Consider the following 26,320-nt stretch of genomic DNA (forward strand, 5'->3'; position numbering starts at 1 on the left):
ATGAATGAAGCGGCAAAAACCCGCCTCAGGCCGTGAAGTCGGACCTGAGGCGGGTTTTTAGTTTAAACCTTAATTTCGGCAATTTCCAGAATAACGGGGCAATGGTCGCTGCCTGTTATATGACAATCAATTTGTGCGTCGATTAGCGAGGAATCCAGTCTCGAAGAGGCAAGGAAATAATCAATTCTCCATCCTACGTTCCGCTCTCTCACCTTAGGCATGTACGACCACCAGGAATAGGCATCTGTCCGGTCGGGATAGAAATGTCTGAATGTATCGATAAAGCCTGCATCCAGCAGCTCCGTCATCTTTCCCCGCTCTTCAAGTGTAAATCCGGAGTTGCCCAGATTCGACTTTGGATTTTTTAAGTCAATCTCCTGGTGGGCAACGTTCAAATCCCCGCAAATGATAACAGGTTTAAGGCTGTCCAACTGCTGAAGATAAGCGCGAAAACGATCCTCCCATTCCAGCCTGTACGCCAGTCTTGTCAGATCGCGCTTAGCATTTGGAGTATAGACATTGACGAGATAGAACTCCTCAAACTCCAGCGTTATGACCCGACCCTCGGGCTCATGGTCTTCCTCCAGACCGTACCGTACCGAAATCGGCTTTATTTTCGTGAAGACGGCGGTACCGGAATAGCCCTTTTTCATTGCGTAATTCCAATACTGATGATAGTGCTCGCCAATTTCCAGGCAAATTTGTCCTTCTTGCAGCTTCGACTCCTGAATACAGAATATATCCGCATCCACTTCTTTGAAGTATTCGATAAATCCCTTGTTTACACACGCTCTTATACCGTTCACATTCCAGGATACTAATTTCATAATTGCCAATCTCCTTGCAGATCGCTATAATTTCCAATCTTAGTGTAACATAGAAAATGTTTTAAGTTCGCTATTCAATATTCGTTCTAAATGCTATAATGTTTACTTAATATTAATAATTGGCTTAGCCGTCATGCGATGATGGCTATTTTCTTTTTCTAAATTCTTAATAAGGGAGTGAGTATGCTTGGAGCTTCAATCTAGCGGGTACCGCAGGTCACCGGTTATTCTCCTATTTATTTTAATCATGTTGAAAATGATCCTTTTCCGCCAATTCGTCTTTCAAGGCATTCAGGCGGACAAGCTGCTTACAGATGCAGCTGCCGTATTGACCTTGCTATGCGTGGTTGAACTGATCACCTCGGCGAAGTGGAAGGGGACTGTGTTCGGAGTGCTGAATGCGGTCGTGTCGGTGCTTCTCTTCGCGTCTACGGTATATTTTAGCTACTACGGAACGGTTCCTACTTATACAGCGCTGCACGGGCTGGATCAGGTGCTGCAGATTAAGGAGAGCGTGGGGGCAACTTTACAAACTTCGTATTATTTGCTCTTACTCGATATTTTTATATTAGCAATTGTTTATGTGATTAAATGGTTACGAGGCGTTCGAGGCTCTGGGCGCAAGCGGATTGCAAAGCCATTGTACGTCCTTATCGCCGCTATTTTATGCGTGGCCGTATCGGGAACCTATATCCGTATAGGCAGCACTATTCCAAACGAAATTGTCCAAGCGGAGAGCCTTGGCTTTCTGGATTATCAAGTGGCGGCAGCAATGAAGGCTCGTAAGGAAAAGAGCGCGATGAAAAACGGAAATATAGAGGAGACGGCTGCTGCTGCTGCAGATCTCCAGTACACTTATTCTTATCAGGACGGCGAGGCCGTAGCTGCAGGCACTCCTAATTACTTTGGCGCTGCAAAGGGCAAGAATGTCATCGTCGTCCAACTCGAGGCATTCCAAAACTTCCCGATCCATTTAGCTGTTGATGGGAAGGAGATTACTCCAGTGCTTAATGATCTTGTAGGAGAGAGCTTCTACTTCCCGCACTTCTTCCAACAAATCGGGCAGGGCAACACGTCGGATGCTGAATTCATGTCTAATACATCCATCTATCCGACCGGCGTCATTGCTATGTCTACCGGTTACGGGAACAAAACCGTACCTAGTCTGCCTAGATTGCTGCAGCAGGACAATTATGAATCTAACACGTTCCATATTAACGATGTGACGTTCTGGGATCGCAACCGGATGTATCCGGCGTTGGGATTTAGCAAATACTATGACAAGCCTTTTTATAACAACGACAATTTCAACTCTTTTGGCGCTTCTGATGAGGAAATGTACCGGGTGGGCCTAGAGAAGCTTCAGGCACTGCGGCAGCAGGAGAAGCCGTTCTATGCGCAATTCATTACGACCTCAAGCCATCATCCTTTCAAGGTACCGGAAAATTACCAGCAGATTGCGATGCCGGATTCCTTGCAGGGAACGCAGCTGGGCGACTATTTAATGGCGATGAATTATACCGACTACGCGCTTGGGAAATTCATCGATGAACTCAAAGCGAGCGGTATGTGGGAGGATACATTGCTGGTTTTATACGGTGATCACTTCGGCCTCCAGTCTCAGGACAATGATCCCGAATGGGTAAGCTCGCAGCTCGGGATTAACTATCATGACAAGCTTAGCCGGTTTAACATTCCATTCATTATTCATGTGCCGGGATTAGAGGGAAAGGAAGTAGATCAGGTGGGCGGTCAGGTCGATATTATGCCAACCGTCTCCAACTTGCTAGGCATCTCCCTTGAGGAAAGAGGCTATACCGCATTTGGTCAGGATCTGCTTAATATTGACCGAAATGTGGTGGGAATGCGGTATTATCTCCCGACCGGCTCCTTTTTCAACAATGACATTTTATTCGTGCCCGGCAAAGGCTTCGAGGACGGTACCGCCGTTGATATTAGAACGATGGAACCGGTAACCGACTTCAGTATGTATCGAAACGATTATGATTATATTTTGGAGCTGATGAAGCTCTCGGATGAATATGTCCGTTTGCTTCCGAAGCGGGCTCAATAGAAGAACATAGAGCGCCTCTTGTCCGTTAGGATAAGGAGCGCTCTTTTTGTTGCTAAGAAATGCAGGATTCCGCATTCGGTAAGCGAATTACTCATAGGTAAAATATGGGTCAAATGCAATGTTAGTCTAATTTTTTAGTGGAGAGGTTGGATGATCGTGAGCGAATCCGTAATGACATCCGGTAAGGCAGGGGAAGTTGAGATTATCAAATTGAGTGAAATGAAAATGGTCGGGTTTCCCGTCAATGTCTCTTTTAAAGATGAGGATTTCAGCAAAATCGGGAGAACCAAACAGCTATTCATAGAGCGGAAAGGCGAAATTCAGCATGCTGTCGATCCGGATACGTACTGGGTGCCTTGGTACAACTGCGAAGTTATGTTTACCTACTTCTATTGTCTGGAGGTCAGCGAGCTGTCGGATATCCCGGAAGGCATGATGGGCTTCACGATCCCCGAATCCACGTATGCTGCCGTTTACTACGAAGGCCCTCATCCATGGGATCCGGACCCTTATGCCATGCTTGCCCAATTCCGGGAAGCGAATCAAATTGCGGCCAAAGAGAACGGCATGGTGCTTGAAAAGTACCGCTTTGATAACGATTGTAAACCGGGAGACCATATTGCACTGGGTGTTCTGGGACCGATTTTTATAAAATAATAAACTCGAGGAGGAAAGAAGATGCCGGTCAAATTGCTTGGAGGCATTTTTATTCGTGTAACCCATTTAGAACAATCCATTTCGTTTTATTCAGCTCTTGGCTTAAGATTACGTGGAATCGAAGAGTGGGACCCAGGGCGCGGAGCGACATTTTTTCCTAGCCCGGAGCATGACGGCTGGCCGTTAATGACGTTAATTGAATCTGATGAAGTGCAGGTTCTCGAGCATCCCGCCTTTAGCCTCAATGCGACAGACGTCAAAGAAATGCATAAGCAACTTGGGTTAAAGGGGTTTAAGGTGACAGAATTGGAGGAGTGGATCTCGCCATGGAACCATCATTACATGTTCGACGTCTACGACCCGGACGGTCATCCGATCACGCTCATTGAGGTCACCCCGTTAATTGAACAAACTCTGGCGGAAGAACATTTTGAATAATGTCATTCTTTTCTACAGCTTTGACCATACAGCCTTTATAATAGGGTAATGGAATATAGCGTGAAAAATCGTGTGAAGAAAAGGAGATACATATGACGGGCAAACGGGTTATTCTGTTTCAAGGCGATTCTATTACCGATGGAGCAAGAGGGAGAAATGATGATCCAAACCATATACTAGGACATAGTTATGCTTATATTGTCGGAGCAAGGCTGGGATGCGAATGGGCTGAGCAGCAGCCGGTATTCTATAACCGCGGTATTAGCGGGAACCGGGTTTCTGATTTGTATGCACGATGGAATGAGGATGCCATCAGCCTGAATCCGAATCTTATTAGTATTTTAATCGGTGTGAATGACGCATGGAGAACGATGAGCGGAGAGCCCAGCGGCGTAACGGACCGATTCGAGCGCGCTTACCGCCATGTTTTGGAGGAAACGAAAGAAGTGCTGCCGAATGCGGGACTCGTGTTATGTGAGCCTTTTATTCTTAACACCGGTGCGCCTTCGCGGAATTGGGATGCTTGGTCGGAGCTTATGACAGCATACCAGCAAACGGTTCGCGAGCTTGCGGAGCAGTTCGGTGCCGTATTCGTTCCTCTTCAAAAGGTGTTCGACGAAGCATGTCAGCGTGCGGATGCCTCTTATTGGCTGTGGGATGGCGTTCATCCAACCGCAGCCGGTCATGAACTAATCGCTAGACAATGGCTATCGGTCGTATTAAACAGTAAGTTAGCAATTTCGTAATTTAATCGTAAGAGGGGATGGATTCAACCCAATGACAAGTATGGAGCAGCAGCTGCTGCAAATGGAACAGGAAGAGCAAGAGCTTAAATTTACTTCTTTTTCAAACGAGACAGCGTTGAAATTGGGTCTCCTGATCGTGGAAGAGGCTCGGAAAAACGGGAAGAGTATTACGGTAGATATTACGAGAGCGGGTCAACGGTTGTTTCTCCATGCCATGGAAGGAACTTCGGTCGAAAACGAGAATTGGATCCGGCGTAAAAATAACGTAACGAACTATTTTGGCTCCAGCTCCTGGCATGTTGCATGCCGTCTTCGCAGCGAAGGACAAACGATGGAGGAGAAATATGGTCTTCCTATCGCGGACTATGTAGGAGCTGGAGGGGCCTTCCCGCTTTTTGTCCAAGGGGAAGGGCAGGTTGGAACGGTCACGGTATCCGGATTGCCGGATCAGGAAGATCATGATCTGCTTATTAAGGTGCTTCGGCGCTTTTTGTCACCCGAAACAAAATAGTACAATGTAAAGCAAAGGCCGGGAGCCAACCGCATTGGTGTCTCGGCTTTTGCTCTAACGTGGAGGGCGTGAGTATCGGTGGACGCTAGCATGAAATCATTTTGGAAATCATATCTGACCGGTTTGCAATTGCACGTCACAATAGCAAAATATACGAAGGTGCCTATTACTTGGATTGACGATGATTATACGCCAGACGTAAATAAGCTTTATTATATCCAGGAGGGTGAAGGGTACATTAAGGTCGGGAATCGCAAGTATTATCCGAAGCCCGGCGACCTATGCTTGCTGCCTGCTGACGTTGTCCAGTCGTATGGTACGCTTAATTCGAATACATTCGGCAAATACTGGTGCCACTTCACGGCGAAGCTGGATAATTTCAACCTTTTTCATGTGCTTGAAACGCCTACTATTACAACGGTATCTGATCATCCTGCGTTAAAGGATAAATTCGATCAGCTTATTCATTATCACGAGAGCGATGAATGGACCGCTGAGCTGCATGTACAGGCTACCTTTCTAGAAATTTTGGCGATGTACTTGGAGCAAGCCGGACAGGTTCAAATAAACACTCCTGCAACAAGCTCGTTTGAGAAGATGAATGTCTTGTTTACTTATATCGAGGAACATCTAGCTGAAAATATTACGGTGAATACGCTGGCTCAGCTGGTTCACTTTCATCCTAATTACTTTATACGCATGTTCAAAAATGCGACAGGACTTTCGCCCATTCAATACGTGAACCGCAAGCGTATGGACAAAGCGAGACAGCTTCTGTCGTTCACATCTCTAAGCGTATCAGCTGTCGCGGAATCTCTGGGGATGGATGCAACTTACTTTTCACGCTTGTTTAAGGAGTACACAGCTTTATCGCCGAGCGAATACAGGGATATTTCTAATGGTAATTCTTAATGAAAGCTTTTCACTTTAACGAATGAAATAAAGTTGGACTTAGTCCTTATGAATGATAAAGCACCTTAAGGTGCTTTTTATTTTGAAAGAAGCTGGTGCTGTTCCGTTCCGGTAAAAGTGCAATTACCGCATTGCTTCGAGGCAGATCTTGCTCCTCTTCTTTGAGGCTGGCTGGTCACCTGCGTTTTGGAAAATATAAGCAATATCTTCAAATACGGCGGTTTGGAATATCGATCGTTAAATATTGGGATTGTTCGGGCTTGTCCGCTGGTTTACATTGAAAGTGCAATTGAAAGCGCTTAATAAATTCGTGCGGCGAACAGGAGGAAATTACGTATGGCAAAGAGGAGTAAGTTGCGTTTCGCTCGAGGCTGGCTTGTATTGCTGGCAGCCTTTTTGGTGACGCAGAGCATCTATCTGTCTCCATGGAGAGGCGGCGACGGCCAGGTGGAAGCCGCCGGCACGGTCTCGGAGGAGACGGTGGAAGCGGAGTCAGCGGCAGTTGCAGCCGAAGGTTATTCGTTCGAGGCCGAGGCGGAGGGCAATGCATTGTCCGGGAATGCCGAGCGCAAAACATGCGCGGAGGCAACGCAATGCTCGGGAGGCTCGATTGTCGGAGGGCTATGGGCCGGCTCGTCGTTGACGATGAACGGGATCGACGTGGAGGAATCCGGCGTTTACACGATGACGGTGCACTACATTTCGGGCGATCCGAGATCGTTCGCCGTTAGCGTGAACGGTAGTGCAGGTGATCATTACGATCTGCCGCGAACGGCAAATTGGGAGACGTTAGGAACGTATGCCATTGAGATTGAGCTGCAGGCGGGAGCGAACACGATTTCGTTCGATGACGAAAGCGGTTATTCACCGGACATCGACCGGATCGTTCTCGTCCAAGGAGCGGGCGAGCCGGGAGAACCGTCGGGCTACGAAGCGGAAGCCTCTGTTAACGTGCGGACGGGCAATGCTTCCGTATCCGGCTGCCAGCCGGAGACTGGCTGCTCGGGCGGACTGAAGGTCGGCAATCTGTGGGGCGGCTCGACGCTTCATTTCAGAGACGTTGCGGCCGAGGAAGCGGGCGTCTATACGCTTAGCGTCTCGTATATTTCGGGAGATCCGCGTCCCGTCTCGATCGCGGTTAATGACGGACCGTCTGAAAACTATGCATTCCCGAAGACGGCTGACTGGGACACGCTTGGCGTATTTTCCGTCGAAGTGGAGCTTCAGGCCGGCATGAACACGATCACCTTCGACGATGACGGAGGCTGGTCGCCGGACATCGACAAGATCGAGCTCGCGAAGGAGGGCGGTCCCGGCGAGGACCCAGGTCCGATCGACGATATCGGTCTCATCGGCGGCGTAATCGGCTCTGCGAAGCACGGCTCGATTAATGTGAGCGCTCATGAGAAGGGAGCCGTGTTCTCGACGAAGTCGTACAGCATTACGTACAATACGGAGTCGGGGCTGGCCGTATACGCATGGGACGGCAAGACGATGGTCATGGGCGCTTACGCGACGGCCCAGCTTGACGAACAATTGCTCGATAGCCGCAAGTATGGCGAGCATCTCTTCAAACTGAGCGAAGTGGCGAAGGTCAAGGACGGACACGGCCAGGGTATCCGGGTCACGATCGAGAACCGCAGCGAAGGGCTTCCGACGATGAAACAAATTTATCAGCTGTACGAGGATCAGCCGTATTTCCTCGTGTCGCAGCAGGTTGTAAGCGGTACGTCGGTCAGCGCAAGCGATATCGCTCCGCTCGTCGTGAACGCCGCCGGCGGCGTGGACATCGGCAGCTACGGAGACAATCGCGTGCTGATCACACCGTTCGACAACGATATGTGGTCGCGTTACCAAGCGCGGACGATCAATACGGCGTTGAACAATAACAACTACGTCAGCTCGGAGATGACCGCGATCTACGACAACGTCAGCCGAGGCGGACTCGTCATCGGATCGGTGACGCATGATACGTGGAAGACGGGCATTTATTGGAGCGGCTCGAACGACCGCCTCAACAAGCTGAAGGTGTACGGCGGCTTCACGTCGCAGACGTCCACCCATGACACGCTGCCGCATGGCAAGGTGTCGGGCACGACGATTGCGTCGCCGCAGATCGCGGTCGGTTATTACGACGATTACCGCAGCGGGCTTACAAGCTACGGCGAGGCGAATGCCGCCGTCGCTCCGCCGCTGAAGTTCAAGCGGGGCGTACCTTCCGGCGTGCCAGTCGGCTGGAACAGCTGGGGCGCGTACGAAAGCTCGCTTAGCTACGACAAGGTCGTCAGCGTATCGAACTTTTTTAAGGAAAATCTGCAGAAGACGTTCTCGAACAAGGGAACGGTGTACATCAACATGGATTCGTATTGGGACAACTTAACGGATCAGCAGCTTCGCGACGCGGTCAAGATCATCCGCAATAACGGACAGAAAGCCGGCATCTACTACGGGCCGTTCGTCTATTGGGGCGAAAACATGTCGCAGCCGGTAGAAGGGACGGACGGCAAGTATACGTATGGCGACATCATCCTGCGGGGCGCCGACGGCAATCCGCTGCCGAAGGTGGACGGCGCCTATGCGATCGATCCGACGCATCTGGGGTCGAAGCAGCGGGTTGAATATATTTTCAAGAAATTCATCGATTACGGCTTCGAATACATCAAGATCGACTTCCTGAGCCACGGCTCGTTCGAAGGCCAGCATTACGATCCGAAGGCGCAGACGGGCATTCAGGCGTACAACCAAGGCATGGCGCATATTAACAATGTACTGGGAGGCCGCATGTTCATCAGCGCGTCGATCGCGCCGCTGTTCCCGAGCCAATACGCCCATGCGAGACGAATCTCCTGCGATATCGACGGCTCGCTCGGTCGCACCGAATACCAGCTTAACAACCTGACTTACGGCTGGTGGCAGAACGGCACGATTTATCGTTACACCGACCCGGATTACATGACGCTTGCGAAGGGCGGATCCTATAACGCGTCGCAGACGAGAGTGAACGCGGCCGCCATCTCGGGCACGGTGTTCATGAGCTCGGACGACGTCAATGATGCTGCTGCTCAGCAGCTCATGAAGTCGCTGCTTACGAATAAGAGCGTGAACGAGATCGCGACGATCGGCAAGGCGTTCCAGCCGGTCGAAGGAAATACCGGGACGGCGGCCGCCGACGTATTCATGTTGAAAGATAAGGACGATTACTACGTCGCGATCTTCAACTATGATAACGAGGCTACGGTGAAGTCGATAGATTTGGCGCGAGCGCTTGGCGTCAACCCGACTACCAAGGTGCAGTTAACCGATGCTTGGACGGGAGCGAAGCTGGAAGCGAAGGGCACCCTCGAAGTGAGCCTGGAAGGCGCGCAGTCGAAGCTGTATAAAGTAACGGTTGAGCGTTAAAAGAATAAGGACCCCATCCCGCCGAAGCTGTAGGGTTGAGGTCCTTTTTGTCTGGTAAATGGAACGAGTTGCAATAAGTCGCATAATGCATCTTATCGCTCGCTAAAGCGCCGAGCCTCCCGATGAAAACTGAAAGTTCATCTCCCTGGAATACGGATCGACACGGTCGTGCCGATGCCGAGCCGGCTGAAGATGGAGACGCCGTAGGTGTCGCCGTACAGCAGCTTGATCCGGTTGTCGACGTTGCGGATGCCGTAGCCCGACAGCTTGTCGCCGCTCTGCGGCAGCTCGCTGTCGCCACGGAGGCGCATGCCCATGCCGTCGTCGATCACCTTAAGCACGATGTCGCTGCCGTCGCGGCAGGCGCGGATCACGATGTTGACGCCAAGCTCGTGATCCCAGATCGCGTGGTTGATACAATTTTCGACGAAGGGCTGAAGGGTGAGCTTAATGATCGGACATGGCAGCACCGCGTCGTCAATGTCGAACTGAACGCGCAGCAGATTGCCGAACCGCACTTGCTGAATCGATACGTAGTAACGGGTTAACTGCAGCTCTTCGTGAATGGACAGCGTGTTCTTGCCCTTATTCAGCGAGATGCGGTAAAACTTCGCCAGATCGGTCACCATCTTGTTCATGCGCGGGTCCGCGTTGCGGATCGCCAGCGACGAGATGGAGGCGAGCGAATTGTACAAGAAATGCGGGTTGATCTGCGCCTGCAGCACGTTCAGCTCCGCTTCCCTCTTGTCGATCTCCTTCTTGTACACGTCGGAGATGAGCGAGCTGAGCCGCTGGCCCATCTTGCGCAGGGCGTTGCCGATCTGTCCTATCTCGTCGCGGCCGAGCGGTCTGACGTCGGCGAGCTCGAACTCCTCCTTCTCGATGCGCCTCATCATGCCGACGAGCGTCTCCACCCGTTTCGTGAACAAACGTGCTGTCACGTAGATAAGCAGCGCCATGACGGCTAGACTGCCCATGGCGTAGATGAAGATCCGTTTGGTGGCCAAGTTCGCTTTGGACAGGAAGCTGCTGTAAGGGACGAGCGATACGCTTTTCCACCCGTATTTGGTCGTGTTGTAAACGACGAGCATTTTCTCCCCGTTGTACATGCTGTCGAATCTCCCTTCGCTATCCGCGGGGAACACATCCGGCAAGCCGATCGGCTGATTCAGTAAGCTCTTATCCTTGGCGGACATGACGATTCCTTGCTCGTTAATGATCAGCACCGTCTTGTCCGACGACTCCTTCTCCATGAGCCGGAAAATATCCGATTCCAAAATATTGATCGTCAACACGCCGTAAGCGTTGTTCATGCTGTTGATATTTAGCATACGCGAGAGCGTGAATATCGGTGGCGCGTCCGGCTCGGAGGGCGACGTCACGAAGCGGACGTTGCCGAAGCTGCCACTAAGCGACTTGTAGGCAAGCGATTCGCGAAACCTTTCATCCATTCTTTTGATAAAAAGATCGTCCGCGGGCAGCGTTTCGTTGCTGATATAGACCGTCATCGAATCGATGTCCGGGTTCGTCGTCAGCATGTTCACGAACGAGTTGTTGATGTATTTGTAGGCATCGACGAATAAAGACGGGTCCTTCGAATAATCGTTCGTCAAATACGCGCGCAGCGTACTGTCCAGATATACCGTCGCGGACAGCTTCGTATAGGTGTCGAGCTTGTTCTCGAGGTTCGTATTGATCTGCGCGACGGTGGAAGCGGTATTCGCCACCATCTGTTCGGACAGCTCGCTGCGTATGGTCATATAGGAATACAGAACGAAGAAAAGCAGCGGCAAAATGCCTCCGAGCAGGAACATGACGAACAGCTTCTCGCGCAGCCGCCAATTATACAAAGGCTTCAACAGCCAGCCGGACAGTTTTCTCATACGTATTCACTCCACTCCAGCCTATAGATGCATTTTGCGATATTCGTTGGGGGTGCTGCCCTTGTGTCTCTGGAACACGGAGCAGAAGTAGGACACGTTCTCGTAGCCGACCTTATGGGCGATCTCACGCACCTTCAGCGATCGGTCCTTGAGCAGCTTGGAGGCATGCCCCATGCGGATGCGGGTCAGGTAGTCGAGAATCGTCTCGCCAGTCTTTTCCTTGAAAATAGAACGAACATAGTTCGGCGACAAATAAACCTCCTTCGCAATGTCCTCCACCGTAATCGGCAAATGATAGCGGTCGGCGATAAGCTTCGTAATCTGATCGGCCACCGACTGATTGCGGTCGAGATCGCGCTCGCTTGCCGCCTTCAGCAGTTCCCCGCAGAAGCGGAGCGTATACGCATGGAAGTGGGCGATCGTCGGCAGCGACGACAGCTCTTTCCAGTGATCCGCAAGCAAATGATCGCGCGCGGAACCGGCCATAAGCGCGGTAAAATGCTGCTCCAATGCGGTCAGCAGCTGGATGCTGGCGCGGACCGCATAATTGCGCTCCGTCCGCTCCTGCCGCATCCCGGTGAACCAGTCGTCAAGTGCCTGACCCGTTCGCTCCGCGTTGGCCGACTGGATCGCGGCGATGAGAGAGGCGAATGCCAGCTCCGCATTCATATCGGACTGCGTGGCTGATGCCGCCGTACCGGGGCTGATTACGGTACCTGCCTGCCGGTAGAGCTTCTCGTCGTTGCACCGTCTCGAGGCTTCATACGCTTCCTTCAGCAGTTGGAACCCTTTGTAAGGGCCGGACAAGCCGATCGTTAATTCCGCATGGCCGCCAGTTGCCTGTGATAGCTCTTCGCGAAGCAGCTCCCAGTACGCCGTTTCCCATTGCTGGGGCTTGCCTTGAAACATGACGAATAGCGTATTCACACCTGTCTCCAAAACGATCGAGGCATCCAGCCGCGGCTTCAGTACGGCGCGCGCCGTCTCCGCCGCGTCGTAAGCGAGCTCGGCTCCCGTATACCCTTCGAATTCCGTGCCGGCAACGCCGTCACCGGCCTCTCGCAGCGCTTCGACCGCCGCTTTCATGCCGTGCGGGAAAGCCGGTTGCTCGAACGTGATGTAAGCGGCGCCGAACGGCTGATGCGCGGTGAAGCCGTCCGCGCGGCTCTCCCATTGGCGAATCCATTCCAACCGCCGCTCGGCCAGCGGCTCCCGTACGATGCGCAGCAGCAGCTTCTCCAGCAGCCAGCCGCCGCCTTGGCCGGCAAGCTGCTCCTCGTCGCACTTCCGCTTTACCTTCTCCAGCAGCGCGAGCAGCTCCTCCATGTCGATCGGCTTGAGCACGTAGCCGGCTGCTTCGATATTCAGCGCCGACTTAATATATTGAAACTCGTTATGGCCGCTTAAATAAATAAGCTTGACGCTCTTGTCGATCTGCTTCGCCCGGCGGCCGAATTCGAGGCCGTCCATTATCGGCATGCGCACATCGGTTATGATGATGTCGGGCTTGAGCTCGGTCAGCTTACCGACCGCTTCCTTCCCGTTGCGCGCCGTTCCGGCTACCCGGATGCCGGCTTGCTCCCAAGGCACGTATTGCACCATCGTTTCGAGCTCGATCGCTTCGTCGTCGACCAGCAGCACGCTGTACATGTTGCCACCGCCTTTTCGTGAAAATAGTTTCCTAAGTAAGAGTCTATCTCCAGTTTAACGGCAATGCCGTTATTCAACAACGGAGAGAGGCGAAGTGTGTGCTTTTGGAGCACGAATTGTTAAATCCTTATATAGAACCCCCATAGAGCCGGACCTATAATGAGGACACGAAGCTAAGAAAGCGCAAACAATTAACGGGAGGCAACACGATGAACATGCTATCGAAAGCGCAACCTAATCCGCGCAGCGCGCCTGCCGTCCGAACGCCCCGAGGGGGTGGACTGCTGGGCAGATTGAAGGAGCAGCGATTGCTGTACGTGCTCATGCTGCCGGCGATCATTTTAACGTTGATGTTCTCTTATGTGCCGATGTTCGGGCTGTATATGGCGTTCATTAATTACCAGCCGGGCGGCGGCTCGTTCTTCAGCCAGTTCTTCACGACAGACTTCGTCGGGCTGCAATGGTTCGAATATTTCTTCACGAACGGCGACTTCGTCCGGATTATGCGCAATACGCTCGCCCAGAGCTTCCTGTCGCTGCTGTTCGGATTCCCGATGCCGATCATCCTGGCGCTCATGATCAACGAATTGCGCAACGGATGGTTCAAACGGACGTTCCAGACCGTCTCCTACATGCCGCACTTCATCTCGTGGGTCATCGCGGCGAACATCATCGTCACGATGCTGTCCTCCGGCGGCGTCATCAACAACCTGCTGACGGGACTCGGAATCGTCGACGAGCCGATCCAGTTCATGCAGAAGGGACCGCTGTTCTGGTGGATCATCGCCATCTCGAATACGTGGAAGGACATGGGTTTCAACGCGATTATGTACTTGGCCGCGATCTCGGCGATCAACCCTGAACTATATGAGGTCGCCAAGGTGGACGGAGCGAGCCGTCTGAAGCAGATGCTGCATATTACGCTGCCGTCGATTCGGCCGACGATTATTATTTTGGCCATCCTCGCGGTTGGCGGCATTCTGAATGCCGGCTTCGATCAGCAATATTTGCTCCAAAACAACACGGTGCTGCAATATTCCGAAGTCATCGATACGTACACGTACAAGTATGGCCTGCAGAACGGCATGTTCTCCTACGGGGCGGCCGTCGGGCTGTTCAAATCCGTCGTCGCTTTCATACTGGTCGTCAGCGTGAATCAGATGGCCAAAAAAATGAATGAACAGTCTCTGTTCTAGCAAAAACGAAGAGGAGAACGCGCCATGGTGAATGACAAAAAAGATTTTCTCTTTATGAGCGCCGTTTATGCGTTTATCATTGCGGTGTTCGTCGTGACCTTCTATCCATTCTGGAATATTTTCATTATTTCGCTGAACAGCGCGGAGGATACGCTGCGGGGCAACTTGTACCTGTGGCCGCGGGAATTCAGTCTAGCGAGCTACTCCCAGATTCTGACCGACAGTGAGATTTGGATGGCGATCAAGGTGACGGTGCTGCGGACGGCAGTGGGTACGCCGCTGGCCGTGCTGACGATCAGCATGCTGTCGTTCGCCCTGAGCAAGAAGGAACTAGTCGCGAACCGGTTCTGGACGCTGTACTTCGTGTTCACGATGTATTTTGGCGGAGGCTTGATTCCTTATTATATGGTGCTCAAAAACTACGGCCTAATCGACAACTTCATGGTGTTCATCGTGCCGGGACTGATGAACGTCTTCTATATGATCATCGTTCGGACGTTCATGCAGGGACTGCCGCAGGAGCTGGACGAATCGGCGAAAATCGACGGCGCGAACTATTTGCAAATTTTTTTCCACATTATTCTTCCGCTTACGACGCCGGTGCTGGCCACGATCGGCCTGTTCACCGCGATCAGCCATTGGAATTCGTGGTTCGATTCGTACGTTTTCACTTACAATCCGGAGCTGAAGACGCTGCAGGCCGTACTCGTTAAAATCCTGAACCAATACCAGACGGGGTCGATGGTCGGGGACGCGCAGCAAATCGCCAACTCCGCCAAGCGGCTGGCCGTGTCACCGGATACGATCCGGATGGCGGCCACGATGGTCGCTACGCTGCCTATCATTATGGTGTATCCGTTCCTGCAAAAATATTTTGTGAAAGGCATGACGCTGGGCGCGGTTAAGAGCTGATGACTTGCCCGCTCGCGAATTCCGTTTGGGAGGTGTTGCGCCGATTGTATTAGGAGTACGGAACGTTTTTCTGATAAAATGACGACAACGAATAAGGGGGATTTTGCATGAACGCAAAAAAATGGCTGCTCTCGATGCTGACGGCTGTAATGTTGGTATCCTTATTGTCCGCTTGCGCTTCGAACTCATCCAATAAACCGAGCAATGGCAATCAGCCGGACAACGGTGCGGAAGGCACCACCGAGCCGGGCACGGAGCCGATTACGATTACGTTTTTCGATAAAAACACGGGCGACAAATTCGACAATGAGATCGCGAAGGAGATTACGAAGCGGACCGGCGTCACGATCGAGATTCAGCAGCCGACCGGCAATCCGACGGAGAAGCTGAACCTGATGCTGGCGAGCGAGGACCTTCCGGACATGATCATGTTCGACCGCTCCAGCGATCTGGTGGCGAAGTATATCGAGGCTGGCGCTATCATTCCTCTTAATAAACTCATTGAGGATTACGGGCATGACGTGACGATGATGTACGGCGACGTGCTGAACAAGACGCGTTACAAGGACGGCAACAACTACTACCTGTCGAACTGGTACGGCCTTGAGCACGAGCCGGTGTTCGGCTTCAATATGCGCAAGGATATCTTGAAGGAGCTTGCTCCGGACAAAGCGGAAGGCGGCGTGCCGTTCACGGCGACCGAGTACAAAAAGCTGCTGAGCGACTTTAAAGCGAAATACCCGCAAATCGACGGCAAAGAAACGATCGCCCTCACGATGGACGGCGAGAACTTCGGCGGTACGATGGGCACATTCAAGGGCATGTTCGGCTTGACTAACTATTACGAGACCGACGGCAAGCTGCAATACGATGTGAAAAACCCGAAATACCGCGACATGATTCTATATATGAACGATCTGTACCGCTCGGGCTTGATGGATAAGGAGTGGGCGATCAACAAACGTCAAGTGTGGGAGCAGAAGATTGCGACAGGCACGATTTTCTCCTCGACGGGCGCGTACTGGGATCTCGGAAATTCCAACACGATTATCAAAAAGGACATCGGCGAGGAATCGCAGCTGTTCTCTTACAAAGTCGTCGCAGACGGCCTCGATCCGTCGAAGACGACGTACGGCGGACGCAGCTCCCTGGGCTGGGATGCGATCGCTATTACGAAGAAGAACAAAAATCCGGAACGCACGATGCAGTTCATCAACTTCCTGGCCAGCGAAGAAGGGCAATACTTGCTCATGTGGGGCATTGAGGGCACGCACTGGGATATGAAGGACGGCAAGCATACGCCGCGTCCGGAAGTGCTCCAAAGCTTCAAGGACGACTGGGGGGCTTACACGAAGAAAACGGGCATCCGCAAGTGGACTTGGTTCATTAAAAACGGCCCTGGTGCGGACGGCACGCCATATGATCTCCCTGGCCGTTACGAGCGTTCCCCGATCGACCAGATGGCGATCAAAAACTTGTCGGATTCGGTATTCGACACGGCGGTTTACGACGGCTTAAGCCCGCAAGGCGGCACGCCGGAAGCGCTGAGCGAGCAGAAGATCAACGACATTACGAAGCAGGCGCTTACGAAAGCGATCATGGCTTCTTCGGCCGAGGAAGCAGGTGCGATCTTCGACAAAATGCTGTCCGACATGAAAGCGGCCGGCGACGAGAAAGTAGAAGAGGTGTACACGGCGAACTTCGCGGCTCGCTCGGAATTGTGGCAGTAAGAGGTTAGAGGGGAGGGGGCCAGCGTTGCTGGCCTTTTCCTTTCATCACGCTAATTCGGTTTCGGGGAGAGGATATCGGATGACAACGGTAATAGGGCAAATCAAGCTGGAACAGGATGGAAACGTTTACGCAGCGGATAACGGTCTCGTGAAAGTGACGACGAATGTGGCGGACGGTACCGTATCGCTAGCTTGGAAGAACGGGCAGTCTATGAACGGCTTTTATGCCGAGGCGCGAGTAGGCTGGGAGAACTTGCGGTCGTCACAGTATGGCAACCATAAGGTGCCTGTGGAATCGGTGAAGCCGATTGCAGACGGCTTTGGCGAAGGTGTTCGCTTCAGCTTCGAGCATAGCGAGCCGGGTAAGCCGCTGCTCCGCCAGCATGTTCGGCTGTACGAAGGGCTGCCGTACGCGCTTGTCGAGCTGGAGGCAGTGGGCGAGCAGGAGTGGGAGACGAACGAGCTGACGCCGCTTGCCGCTTATTTGAATGACGGCGGCGTGCTCGACTTCGGCGACGAGGCTGGGGAAGCCGAAGTACGGGCGCTGTTCATCCCGTACGACAACGACAAGTGGGTGCGCTTCGCTTCGCATGCCAATCAGAACAGCGTCCGCAGCTACGAGGTAACGGCCGTCTACCGTTCCGGCTCGCGCCGCGGCTTCGTGCTCGGTTCCGTCACGCATGACACGTGGAAGACGGCGATCGACGTCGAAGGTACGTTCACTTCGACGGTTGCGAGGGTGCGGGTGCAAGCCGGCGCCGCGGACTTGCAGACGCGGGATACCGTACCTCATGGTTCTTTGCGCGGAGCGAGCATCGTGTCACCGACGATATTCGTCGGCGCGTATCTCGATTACCGCGACGGCATGGAAGCTTACGGCAGGGCGAACGCGACCGTGAAGCCTGCACTTGAATGGTCCGGCGGCGTGCCGATCGGCTGGAACAGCTGGTCGGCTGTGATGGCGAAGCTTGATTACGACGTCTATACGCATACGTCGGATTTCTTCGCTTCGGCTCTTCAAGGCGAGGGCTTTGCCGACGATAACGGCAGTCTGTATGTCAACTTCGACGCATTCTCGGATAACTTGACGGCTGAGCAGCTTGCCGACGCCGTGCGCCGGGTGAAAGGTAACGGCCAGAAGCCGGGAACGTATTACACACCGTTCGCGTTTTGGGGGAGCAACCCCGATACGCCTGTTGAAGGAACGGACCGCGCCGTGTTGTACCGGGAAATCCTGCTGAAGGATGCGGGGGGTAATCCGCTGCCGAAGCTGGACGGCGCATTCCCGATCGACCCGTCGCATCCCGAAGCGATTGCTCGTATTATGCGCAAGCTGGATGAGGTTGTCGCCGCGGGCTTCGAATATTTGAAAATGGACTTCCTCGCGCATGGCGCGATGGAAGGCGTGCATCACGATCCATCCGTGCGGACCGGCATCCAAGCGTACAACTTCGGCATGGCCGCTATCGCGGAGGCGGTGAGCCCGGAGCGGATCGGGCGCGAGTTTCTTATTAACCTGTCGATCGCTCCGCTGTTCCCGCACGGTTATGCGCATAGCAGACGCGTCTCCTGTGACGCGTTCGGCACGATCGATGATACGGAATATATGCTGAACGCTATAACTTATGGCTGGTGGATTAGCGACAACCTGTACCGCTTCAACGATCCAGACCATATCGTGCTGTATAAGAGCGATAACCAGCGCGCGACTTCGGAGCATGAGGGACGCAGCCGCTTGAACGCGGGAGTCATCGCCGGGACGTCGCTGCTGCTCGGCGACGACTACCGGATGGAGGAGGCGGCACGCCGCGCGAAGGAGTGGATGACGAACAGAGCCGTCATGACGCTTGCGCGCCGCGGTGAGACGTTCCGCCCAGCGGAAGGTCGCAGCGGCACGAAGGGCGAGGACCTGTTCACGCTGGCCGGCGACGGAGGCGTATATGTCGCCGTGTTCAACTTCGACGGCGAGAATGGCGTGACGAAGACGATCAACCTTGTCCGTGTCGGCATCGAGGCGGCTGACGGCGTCGTCGTCCGCGACTTGTGGTCGGGCGGCGAATACAGCCTGACGTCTGGAACGGCCGAGCACGCCATCGCGCTCGAAGCAGCCGAATCCAAGCTGCTGTTCTACAAATAAACGAAGAAGGGCTTTACCAGCAGCAATTCATTGCTCGCTGGCAAAGTCCTTCTTTTCATTGAAAATTTTTAAGGGTTGCCAGTCAGCTTGTCATTCTATCATGGATAAAAGTTGTTAGCCGGTGTCGTGGTCGTGCACCATCTTGCATTAAACAAAGACTTAATGAGAATGTCCTTTGCTTCTTCGGTTCCGATGTATCGCAGCGCCTCTAGCGCATGAGCCCTGACGTAGCGATTATCATCATCTAGTGCTGTCGCCAATGCAGGAACGGCAGCAGCAGCCGCGGCACCAAGTCGGGATAAAGAAAGGCCTGCCGTGAAGCGAACCTGCGTATCCGCATCCTGTAAGCATCGCACTAAACCATCGACTGCCTCATTTGTACGGCCTCCGATCATTCCGAGCGCTTCCGCGACCGCACTTCGAACCGGAGCGGAAGATGCGGACAACAGACCATTAAGCTCAGATATCGAGCTTTCTGCAAGATGACGCAGCTCGCCCAGCGCGAAAACCGCATGCAATACCGTCTCCTCGCGATCATGCTTAAGCGCGGCTCTCAATCCATCGACTGCATCGGCGCCCGCAACAGATAGTCCATAAGCAGAGATGCGGGATACGTCAGTTCTTTCGTGATAAAGTCCAGAAAGCAGCGTTTCAACTCCGCGCCGGCCATACCGGGCTAGATCATAGGCAGCGTTCAGCACGTTTGGCTCGAAGGTGTCCTCTAGAGCGTTTGCCAGCTCCCCAATCTTTTGATCATCCGCTTCTAATGAATTCGCAATACTGCCGACGTTACCCGACAGCCAGTTCCAAGTCTCTTCCCATAACGTCTCATGACGGGCGATTGGAAGAGCGAGGTCGGCAGGCTGTATCCATTTTGCTTCATGATTATCCCAGGATGGGACTGTTGGTGCAGCTGTCCGCATAAACTCAAACTTCAGCATATATCGGGCGTTACCGAGCACATTAGGCGTCGAGCGGTGCCATAAATCATAGTGAATGAGCGCGAAGGTGCCTGCTCCACCGCTTGCGTATGCTTCTCCTTCCGTTTCGTCGGAGTCGAAGGTACGGGTCTCATAATTTTGCGTTCCAGGCATAATGCCAGTCGGTCCAAGCTCGAGTGGGGTGTCCTGCGGAAAATACATAATCATCGCCCACCAAGGGTGATGGTTGCGCATGCGGGAATATCCCCAATAGCTGTCCTTGTGCCAGCCGCCGGCAACAGGCTGAGCGTTGTGGTGACCATGTCTATGCGCATGCAGCATATAGTCAGGTCCCAAAACGCTCGTTAGCGCTCCTGTTATGACCGGGTGATCGAATACTTGCTGGATTTCCCGAATCCGTGGAAGCAGATTGTTGCCGGGGTTTCCCTCTTCCTCATAAACACGATTCAATTCATCGGTCAGCGTATGGTGGAACTCTTTTGGAAAATCTGTTTGCAGAATAAGAAATCCGTCTGTAATAAAAGTTTTCATCTGCTCGTCTGTCAGTAAAATAGGCGATCTGCTCATGTAACCGGTGGCCTCCTGTTTGGATCAATATGAATTTCTACACCGATTATATGAAATGTTTGCTCTATGCTACATACACGATACTAAGTGAAGCTTGCATAAAACTAACTTGATAGCTGAGCACTTCGTAAAATCATTCAAAGACTTACAAAAATTGGTTCGACATGATATCCTTTATTAAGAACAACGGGCACATAATATATTTTTACTGAAAGTGAGGAATATGGATGAGTCAAACAAATGATTTGAGAAGAGGAAAGCTTGCAATTATCTTGCTTATAATCATTGCATTCATGACAACAAATACGAACATCAGTTATGCCAATGAAGTTGGTGACCAAGTGGAACGTTCTCTGCAAGGAACAATAACCGATGAAGCCGGGCAGCCAGTTGAAGGCGCAACGGTTCAAGTCGGAGCATATTCGCCGAATGCAGGTTTTCATTTTATTATATCAGCTACTACAGATGAGGAAGGAGTTTATGCCATCCCTTCCTATAGCAAGACGTTGGGTGATGCCGTCTCGGCTATCCTAAATGTTAAAGGGTATGTTGTGGTCTTCGAAGTGCAGTCTGAAATTCTCGATTTTCAAATACCAGAGCAGAAAGCGAGCATAACGGGGAAAATCACTTATATAGACGAGTTTGCAACGCCTGTTAGCAATTATCCGATAAGCTTGAGTGTCTACCTTGGACGCGGTGGAAGGATTAAAATCGCTGATTCATGGTCAGATTCCGAAGGCAACTATACCATGTCCGTCATTCCGGGAGAATTCAATTCTGCTCGCGGCGTGAATCAATTTAGTCTGGTGTACAACAATAATTTGGAGAACTTAGTTGAACTTCATTCGGGCAATCACAAAGTCATCGATCAGCAAGTATTCGATATGCATCCTGGTACCTATTTAAATGGACGCCTTGAAGTGGATGTTACCGATGAGTCAGATGTCCCGATTCAAGACGCGGTTGTCGTATTAGCGGGCACGGATATTCCGTTGTTTCAAGCAGGAAATTACTTCTTTTCAGATGTCATTAAAGGCGGGTCGTATACGCTTAGAGTAATGGCTCCAGGCTATATGCCGGCAGAAGAGAATATAGAAATTAATGGCGGGGTTTATCGGTTGTCAGTGAAGCTTATCAAAAATAACCCTCCAGTCGTCATTGCCATGGAAGAGCGAGCTCCTGATTATAATGGTTGGTACAACAAAGATGTGTGGGTATCTTTTCAAGCTTTTGACGAAGAAGCAGAGCCTGTGGTTGATCCTCCGTTTTTAGTGTCTGCTGAAGGAGCCAAACAAGCCATAACGGGTTCTGCCATAGACGCTGCCGGATTGAGAGGGACGGGCACGGTCTATGTCAGTTTGGATAAAACAGCGCCTGTTACTGAAGCAGCGGTGTCAGAACGGGCAAGCAACGGCAATTGGTATAATTCCGATATTCACGTGTCATTATCGTCAAACGACAATTTATCCGGAATCGAATATATCGCGTACAGTCTTGATAATGGAAGTACATGGTCGGATTATGAAGATGTCATTACGATATCGGAGGAAGGAGAGAATAGTCTTCTGTATCGAAGTACGGATCAAGCCGGAAACACGGAACAACCGAAGCAGCTTGTAGTGAATATCGACAAAACATCTCCAACGCTGCAGCTCACTCTCAATCGATACGCTCTATCACCTGTTAACAATAAAATGATTCAAATCCATGCCATTGTCGATGGTATAGATGCTGGATCAGGAATAGCAGCCATACAATTAACCTCAATTACATCTAGTCAAGCTAGTCATTCTTCTGGTTCTGGAAATAAATTAATCGATATTCAAAATGCTGAATATGGTACATTCGATACGGCATTCGATCTTCGTGCTGAGAATTCAGGAAAAGGCACAGAACGTGAATATACGATAATTTATTCCACAACCGATAAGGCTGGCAATGCTGCAATAGCATCAGCAATTGTTGTAGTGTCTAAAGACAATAAGGATGATAAGAATAAGAAAGATTAGTGGGGGACACGACCGCTGGTTATACTAAATATTAACTATCATACATAGGAGGCAACTCATGACAAACGAAAACAAAGTGACGATCAAAGTGAACGACAACGGATCGCTTCGGGTGACGGGGCCGGTCGAGCTGGTGGATGCAGAGGGCAACCCTTTCGAGCACAAAGAAACGTTCTCGCTGTGCCGGTGCGGTGGATCGGGCAACAAGCCGTTCTGCGATGGCACGCACAAGTCGATTGGCTTCGAAAGTGCGCCGAGAGCGAAGAAGGAGTAAGTCAAGGCAATCGCGAACCCGGTCTTGCAATGAGGCCGGGTTGTTTGCAATTTGTGTTATTAAACTAACTGGCAGTCATGCTCAATAAGCAGCCGAAGTTTTATGGTGCAATTTGGAATGAGGGGGGCTTTAATTGACAGCTATTATTAATAAAAATGGCTACGAGTTTTTAGAGTGCATGTCATTTAATGAACATGAACTAATAAATTATGAACCGTTGGCAGGTTCATATTGAAGCCGAACCGGAATATTCCGTATACGACTTTGACATCTACAGATACTTTATTGGGCCGGATGTGCAGATCGGCAATATTTACCCTGTCATGTACGCTAAAGGGTTCTATGAGGGCATGACCGAGGCCGGACAGAAGGATATCATCAATCTGATTCGCTGCGCTTGGGCGGGCAGTCAGCGGTATGGCGCGCTCGTCTGGTCCGGCGATATCGATTCGAGCTTCAGATCGCTGCGGATCCAGCTTAGGGCCGGGCTTAACATGGGCCTGGCAGGGATACCTTGGTGGACAACGGATATCGGCGGATTCCACGGAGGCAATCCGAACGATCCCTCTTTTCGCGAGGTTATCATCCGCTGGTTTCAGTATGCGACTTTTTGTCCTGTTATGCGCATGCATGGCGCTAGAGAACCGCATACCCCTCCTTTAGGGGTCAGCGGAGGCGGCTTGATGGAGAGCGGAGCACCGAATGAAGTGTGGAGCTATGGCGAAGAAGCTTTTGAGATTTTCAAAAAATACATATTAATTCGCGAACGGCTTCGTCCTTACATCACCGAACTGATGATGGCCGCTCATGGGAAAGGAACTCCTCCGATGCGGCCTCTGTTTTATGATTTTCCTCAGGATCGCGAAGCTTGGAACATCGAAGATGAATTCATGTTTGGTCCCGATCTGCTCGTTGCCCCCGTGCTTTATGAAGGAGCAAGAGCAAGAAGAGTTTACTTGCCTAAAGGCTCGTCTTGGAAAGAGGTAAGTACGGGAATTAAACATCAAGGCGGCATGTGGATCGCGAGTGATGCTCCGATTGAAGATATACCATTATTTTTGAGAGATGGTGCTTATTTGCCTATTTAGATTCTACAGGTCTTGATAGCAGAAAGGCGTAAAAACAAAAAATCCGCTAAAGCGGATTTTTGTATGAAAGAAAGGGAAATAAAGGCATCATGGAATTTGGAGGATGTGGGGAATGGGATCAAGTTCTTGTCATCCGACACCTGATTTACTAAGGAGCAGCCCGTTGCGGTTGCTTCTTTTTAACTTGTTCACAAAATAAGAAATTTTGTATATGTACTGATAGACGTTAAGCTAACTGGCAGTTTAACGCAACTCAATCGTAAATTGATACGTCTTAGAGATGGAGTAACGCCGATTGCAAGTCAAAAGAAAAACTGTCGAGGGAGTCTATTCGTTGAAAGATAATGATGGTGTGAGAATAAAAAGAGAGGATCGATATAGAAATGAAGAAACCAATTTCGAGATCCAAGCTACGACTTATGTTCGGAAAAACTTATTATACTTGGCGAAGATATGCTAGATGGTTGGTTGATGGTATTCCATTCGCGCGAACGTTCTCAGAGGAACCGCTTGCACATGTTGTATTTCATCATGAAACACCAACGCTTCGGAAGCTGAAGGACGTGGATATGTGGCTCCAATATAATAAAGAAATCAATCTGGCACTTGCGATTAAACGTCTAAATGGGCTCCTCCTTGCGCCGGGTGAGACGATGTCATACTGGAAGCTCATCGGCAAAACAACAGCGCGCAAAGGTTACGTCCCGGGCATGGTGTTGTTTTATGGCGGATTCAAGCCAGGGATAGGTGGAGGTCTTTGCCAGCTTTCGAACCTGATTTATTGGATGACGTTGCACACGCCGCTAGCAGTCATGGAACGTCATCGGCATAGTTACGATGCATTCCCGGATACAAACCGAACACAACCTTTTGGTAGTGGGGCGACTTGTGCTTATAATTATTTGGATCTTATGATTTCCAATCCGACTACTACACTTTATCAGCTTCGTCTTGAGTTGAAAGATCATGTTCTGCGTGGGGAGTGGCGTGCAGTCGAGAAATCATTGCATTCCTACGAAATCTATGAGAAGGAGCATCGCATCGAGCAGCAGTATTGGGGAGGTTACGTTAGGCGCAACGTACTTCATCGGCGCGTCTTCAACCAGGCGAGCGAGTTGATTGACGATGAATATATCACCGAGAACAACGCACTCATGATGTATTCACCCTTATTATCAGAATCGACAAAGGATGACTAGTACCATTACGGGTACGATAATTCAAGTCAGACAAAAGTGAAATTTGGATAATAGTTTGCAGGAAAGGAGGAGCCTGAGTGAGAGTGATCGATTTGACGTTACCGATTGCTGATGGCATGCCCGTTTATCCCGGCGACCCGGAGGTAAAAGTCAAGGTAGCACATACATACGAGTGTCATACCTGGGAACTGCGGCAGCTTTCGATGGGTAGCCATACCGGAACCCACGTGGACGCGCCTTCACACATGCACCCCGGTGCCGCGACATTGGATGAGCTGCCATTGGAGCGATTTTTCGGAGCATCGCGCGTAGTACGGATCGAAGACCCGGCTTGGCCGGAAGGCCGGGGGCTGTTTTTCATCGAATCCGTCGGGCTAGAATGCTTTGACCGACTCGCTGCGCTCCGACCACCGTTCGTAGGCGGTGAACTGTCTGTAGAACTAGAGCGGGCGTTGTTGGGTATCAATATTGTGACGTATACGGGGCTGCAGGGTTTGGATCGTCTTCCCGGCGGAACCGATTTTATGTTTTACGGATTTCCTCTGCGCATCGTCTGTGGCGACGGGTCCCCGGTTCGGGCCGTTGCGGTGGTGGAGGCTGAACCGGATAGGCTTGGAATGAACGCATAATGTGTCCTAGCGGAGAGCGATATTGTGGAGCTGCCGCAAGGACAGCTCCTCTAGTCCTCGTGAGTATAATAACGTTAGATGAAATCAGTTAAAGATGACAAAACCTAATTGGGAGTACTCTAGATGAAATACTATATACTCAGCGGATGGTTGCTTGTCTTCATATTAATTGGAAGAATTATTGATGCAAACCTGAATTTTAAGTTTGAAAGTATTTATTTTTTATTAGTGATTTTGCAATTAATATTGATTATTACTTACAAGGTATTTATGGATAAAGTAACATTTAGAACTTCCATAGAAGTCGGAGTATTGTTGGTATTAGTTGTCCTAGAACTAAGATGGGTAATGAATCACATTTTGACTTTATTATAAAGCAACCCGTTATATACTAAGCTAACGCGTGGTAGCCCTTCGTTACGAACGGGCAGGATAGTGCGAAAGGGCCCATAATTATTAGAACTATCCAAATCCTTGTCGTAGTATATAATCAATAATAAAAAAGGACCATTATTTCAGAGGAGTTGGCTTATTTGAATAT

General features: G+C 51.1%; 20 protein-coding genes. 16 read left to right on the plus strand and 4 right to left on the minus strand.

The features are described 5' to 3' along the window. Nucleotides 1-62: 62 nt before the first annotated feature. A complete protein-coding gene (locus DFP97_RS00420) occupies nt 63-827 on the minus strand; it encodes an exodeoxyribonuclease III (RefSeq protein ID WP_114378015.1) in 765 nt (254 codons plus the stop codon). Nucleotides 828-1,014: 187 nt separating this feature from the next. On the opposite strand from DFP97_RS00420, the gene DFP97_RS00425 reads away from it, so the two are divergent. The 7 genes from DFP97_RS00425 to DFP97_RS00455 all read left to right on the plus strand — a co-directional run bounded on the left by DFP97_RS00425 (nt 1,015) and on the right by DFP97_RS00455 (nt 9,564). Continuing rightward, entirely contained in the window at nt 1,015-2,901 is a 1,887-nt protein-coding gene (locus tag DFP97_RS00425) for an LTA synthase family protein (protein ID WP_342773235.1), read from the plus strand. 150 nt (nt 2,902-3,051) lie between these two features. After that, the gene (locus DFP97_RS00430; RefSeq protein WP_114378016.1) at nt 3,052-3,558 is read left to right on the plus strand and encodes a GyrI-like domain-containing protein; all 507 of its coding nucleotides are present in this window, start codon (nt 3,052-3,054) and stop codon (nt 3,556-3,558) included. Nucleotides 3,559-3,579: 21 nt separating this feature from the next. Continuing rightward, on the plus strand, nt 3,580-3,996 hold the full coding sequence (locus DFP97_RS00435; protein WP_114378017.1) for a VOC family protein: 417 nt from the start codon (nt 3,580-3,582) through the stop codon (nt 3,994-3,996). 92 nt (nt 3,997-4,088) lie between these two features. Next, nucleotides 4,089-4,742 (plus strand): SGNH/GDSL hydrolase family protein, encoded by a 654-nt coding sequence (locus DFP97_RS00440; RefSeq protein WP_114378018.1) that lies wholly within the window; start codon nt 4,089-4,091, stop codon nt 4,740-4,742. 31 nt (nt 4,743-4,773) lie between these two features. Further along, a complete protein-coding gene (locus DFP97_RS00445) occupies nt 4,774-5,253 on the plus strand; it encodes a heme-degrading domain-containing protein (RefSeq protein ID WP_114378019.1) in 480 nt (159 codons plus the stop codon). A gap of 90 nt (nt 5,254-5,343) precedes the next feature. Then, nucleotides 5,344-6,165 (plus strand): AraC family transcriptional regulator, encoded by an 822-nt coding sequence (locus DFP97_RS00450; protein ID WP_114378020.1) that lies wholly within the window; start codon nt 5,344-5,346, stop codon nt 6,163-6,165. A 336-nt stretch (nt 6,166-6,501) separates the two neighbouring features. Beyond that, nucleotides 6,502-9,564 (plus strand): CBM35 domain-containing protein, encoded by a 3,063-nt coding sequence (locus DFP97_RS00455; protein WP_114378021.1) that lies wholly within the window; start codon nt 6,502-6,504, stop codon nt 9,562-9,564. A 137-nt stretch (nt 9,565-9,701) separates the two neighbouring features. On the opposite strand, the gene DFP97_RS00460 is transcribed toward DFP97_RS00455, so the two are convergent. Together DFP97_RS00460 and DFP97_RS00465 are read right to left on the minus strand one after the other, a co-directional pair. Further along, nucleotides 9,702-11,447, minus strand: coding sequence for a sensor histidine kinase (locus DFP97_RS00460; protein WP_114378022.1), 1,746 nt, complete (start codon nt 11,445-11,447; stop codon nt 9,702-9,704). Nucleotides 11,448-11,468: 21 nt separating this feature from the next. Continuing rightward, a complete protein-coding gene (locus DFP97_RS00465; RefSeq protein ID WP_114378023.1) occupies nt 11,469-13,097 on the minus strand; it encodes a response regulator transcription factor in 1,629 nt (542 codons plus the stop codon). Nucleotides 13,098-13,306: 209 nt separating this feature from the next. Here DFP97_RS00465 and DFP97_RS00470 point away from each other — a divergent pair, with 209 nt between their 5' ends. The 4 genes from DFP97_RS00470 (at nt 13,307) to DFP97_RS00485 (ending at nt 19,072) form a co-directional block, all read left to right on the plus strand. Beyond that, on the plus strand, nt 13,307-14,293 hold the full coding sequence (locus DFP97_RS00470; protein ID WP_114378024.1) for an ABC transporter permease: 987 nt from the start codon (nt 13,307-13,309) through the stop codon (nt 14,291-14,293). A 24-nt stretch (nt 14,294-14,317) separates the two neighbouring features. Beyond that, a complete protein-coding gene (locus tag DFP97_RS00475; protein ID WP_114378025.1) occupies nt 14,318-15,205 on the plus strand; it encodes a carbohydrate ABC transporter permease in 888 nt (295 codons plus the stop codon). Between the two features lie 107 nt (nt 15,206-15,312). Then, nucleotides 15,313-16,935: an ABC transporter substrate-binding protein gene (locus DFP97_RS00480; RefSeq protein WP_114378026.1), complete on the plus strand. Its 1,623-nt coding sequence runs from the start codon at nt 15,313-15,315 to the stop codon at nt 16,933-16,935. A 79-nt stretch (nt 16,936-17,014) separates the two neighbouring features. Continuing rightward, nucleotides 17,015-19,072 (plus strand): alpha-galactosidase, encoded by a 2,058-nt coding sequence (locus DFP97_RS00485; RefSeq protein ID WP_114378027.1) that lies wholly within the window; start codon nt 17,015-17,017, stop codon nt 19,070-19,072. 98 nt (nt 19,073-19,170) lie between these two features. On the opposite strand, the gene DFP97_RS00490 is transcribed toward DFP97_RS00485, so the two are convergent. Then, a complete protein-coding gene (locus DFP97_RS00490) occupies nt 19,171-20,580 on the minus strand; it encodes a HEAT repeat domain-containing protein (RefSeq protein WP_114378028.1) in 1,410 nt (469 codons plus the stop codon). A 227-nt stretch (nt 20,581-20,807) separates the two neighbouring features. Here DFP97_RS00490 and DFP97_RS00495 point away from each other — a divergent pair, with 227 nt between their 5' ends. The 5 genes from DFP97_RS00495 (at nt 20,808) to DFP97_RS00515 (ending at nt 25,779) form a co-directional block, all read left to right on the plus strand. Beyond that, nucleotides 20,808-22,589: a carboxypeptidase-like regulatory domain-containing protein gene (locus DFP97_RS00495; protein ID WP_114378029.1), complete on the plus strand. Its 1,782-nt coding sequence runs from the start codon at nt 20,808-20,810 to the stop codon at nt 22,587-22,589. Between the two features lie 58 nt (nt 22,590-22,647). Continuing rightward, entirely contained in the window at nt 22,648-22,863 is a 216-nt protein-coding gene (locus DFP97_RS00500; protein WP_114378030.1) for a CDGSH iron-sulfur domain-containing protein, read from the plus strand. 209 nt (nt 22,864-23,072) lie between these two features. Next, nucleotides 23,073-23,951 (plus strand): glycoside hydrolase family 31 protein, encoded by an 879-nt coding sequence (locus tag DFP97_RS00505; protein WP_114378031.1) that lies wholly within the window; start codon nt 23,073-23,075, stop codon nt 23,949-23,951. Nucleotides 23,952-24,322: 371 nt separating this feature from the next. Next, nucleotides 24,323-25,150, plus strand: coding sequence for a VanW family protein (locus DFP97_RS00510; RefSeq protein WP_114378032.1), 828 nt, complete (start codon nt 24,323-24,325; stop codon nt 25,148-25,150). A gap of 77 nt (nt 25,151-25,227) precedes the next feature. Further along, entirely contained in the window at nt 25,228-25,779 is a 552-nt protein-coding gene (locus DFP97_RS00515; protein WP_114378033.1) for a cyclase family protein, read from the plus strand. Nucleotides 25,780-26,320 lie beyond the last annotated feature (541 nt).

Origin of the sequence: Paenibacillus prosopidis, assembly GCF_003337375.1 — a bacterium.
GTDB classification, from domain to species: domain Bacteria; phylum Bacillota; class Bacilli; order Paenibacillales; family Paenibacillaceae; genus Pristimantibacillus; species Pristimantibacillus prosopidis.

Excerpts from the sequence above, each read along its gene's own strand:
- DFP97_RS00420 (WP_114378015.1), bottom strand. The coding sequence starts at position 827 with ATGAAATTAGTATCCTGGAATGTGAACGGTATAAGAGCGTGTGTAAAC.
- DFP97_RS00430 (WP_114378016.1), top strand. The coding sequence starts at position 3,052 with ATGATCGTGAGCGAATCCGTAATGACATCCGGTAAGGCAGGGGAAGTT.
- DFP97_RS00435 (WP_114378017.1), top strand. The coding sequence starts at position 3,580 with ATGCCGGTCAAATTGCTTGGAGGCATTTTTATTCGTGTAACCCATTTA.
- DFP97_RS00440 (WP_114378018.1), top strand. The coding sequence starts at position 4,089 with ATGACGGGCAAACGGGTTATTCTGTTTCAAGGCGATTCTATTACCGAT.
- DFP97_RS00445 (WP_114378019.1), top strand. The coding sequence starts at position 4,774 with ATGACAAGTATGGAGCAGCAGCTGCTGCAAATGGAACAGGAAGAGCAA.
- DFP97_RS00450 (WP_114378020.1), top strand. The coding sequence starts at position 5,344 with ATGAAATCATTTTGGAAATCATATCTGACCGGTTTGCAATTGCACGTC.
- DFP97_RS00455 (WP_114378021.1), top strand. The coding sequence starts at position 6,502 with ATGGCAAAGAGGAGTAAGTTGCGTTTCGCTCGAGGCTGGCTTGTATTG.
- DFP97_RS00460 (WP_114378022.1), bottom strand. The coding sequence starts at position 11,447 with ATGAGAAAACTGTCCGGCTGGCTGTTGAAGCCTTTGTATAATTGGCGG.
- DFP97_RS00465 (WP_114378023.1), bottom strand. The coding sequence starts at position 13,097 with ATGTACAGCGTGCTGCTGGTCGACGACGAAGCGATCGAGCTCGAAACG.
- DFP97_RS00470 (WP_114378024.1), top strand. The coding sequence starts at position 13,307 with ATGAACATGCTATCGAAAGCGCAACCTAATCCGCGCAGCGCGCCTGCC.
- DFP97_RS00475 (WP_114378025.1), top strand. The coding sequence starts at position 14,318 with ATGGTGAATGACAAAAAAGATTTTCTCTTTATGAGCGCCGTTTATGCG.
- DFP97_RS00480 (WP_114378026.1), top strand. The coding sequence starts at position 15,313 with ATGAACGCAAAAAAATGGCTGCTCTCGATGCTGACGGCTGTAATGTTG.
- DFP97_RS00485 (WP_114378027.1), top strand. The coding sequence starts at position 17,015 with ATGACAACGGTAATAGGGCAAATCAAGCTGGAACAGGATGGAAACGTT.
- DFP97_RS00490 (WP_114378028.1), bottom strand. The coding sequence starts at position 20,580 with ATGAGCAGATCGCCTATTTTACTGACAGACGAGCAGATGAAAACTTTT.
- DFP97_RS00495 (WP_114378029.1), top strand. The coding sequence starts at position 20,808 with ATGAGTCAAACAAATGATTTGAGAAGAGGAAAGCTTGCAATTATCTTG.
- DFP97_RS00500 (WP_114378030.1), top strand. The coding sequence starts at position 22,648 with ATGACAAACGAAAACAAAGTGACGATCAAAGTGAACGACAACGGATCG.
- DFP97_RS00505 (WP_114378031.1), top strand. The coding sequence starts at position 23,073 with ATGAACCGTTGGCAGGTTCATATTGAAGCCGAACCGGAATATTCCGTA.